The 745-nt window shown below is 42.1% G+C and carries 1 protein-coding gene; it reads right to left on the reverse strand.

Translation table 11 applies throughout. From position 1 onward, the window contains the following. Positions 1-499: 499 nt before the first annotated feature. Complete coding sequence (locus tag CIK04_RS31920; RefSeq protein WP_128824565.1) at positions 500-637, reverse strand: DUF3265 domain-containing protein; 138 nt, start codon at positions 635-637, stop codon at positions 500-502. Positions 638-745: the final 108 nt, after the last annotated feature.

A 745-nucleotide genomic window follows, 5' to 3' on the forward strand; every position in this document is an offset into this window, starting at 1 on the left:
TTTCCTAAAATTGCTTATAACGCTGCGTTAAGGGGTGAATGCCGCATAAACCAAGCTTCCGCAGACCACTTTCACCACCAAAACTCGCTGCAAAACAAAAACGCCACGCGGCATGAATCCCGCTTAAACGCCTTGTTATGTTTAAGGCTCAAAGGGTTAAGTTTGCGATACCAATAGCTTACTCGACTTACCTTTGCAAACCAAAACCAGACGCTAAAAAGCTGAATTAAATCATAATTTTGATTGTGCCGACTTTGAGTTTTAACGTGAGAAATCGAAAAGATGGGGCTCTAACTTTGAAATCAAAATCACTTCACTCACCTCGCCTACACTCTGGAATTCAATGAGGCAACTCTCTGAATTTTTAGCGCCCACGAATTGGAGTCCAGAAAACAGCGACCGCTAAACTCAACTTGCCGACAAGACCAAAATTAGAAAGCTGAGAAAGCAAAGAAAAGATGCAACCAACTGATTTTACGTGACTAAACATAACGCCCAATTAAGGTGTGAAGCACGCAATGCCCAAGCTTCCGCATGGTACTTCAACACAAAAACCACCGCATACCAAAAATGCCACGCGTGCTGAATCACGCTTGAATTGTTTGTTAGTACTCTGCCCTTGAAGCTCTTGAAACACACCAAGATGTTGAAATATAGCACGAAAACAATGGCATAAAACACCAAAGCCAAATGGACAACGAACTAAACTAGAACTCAACCACAAAACGCAAGTTGGCTAGAAGAA

The organism is Vibrio sp. 03_296 (assembly GCF_002265885.1).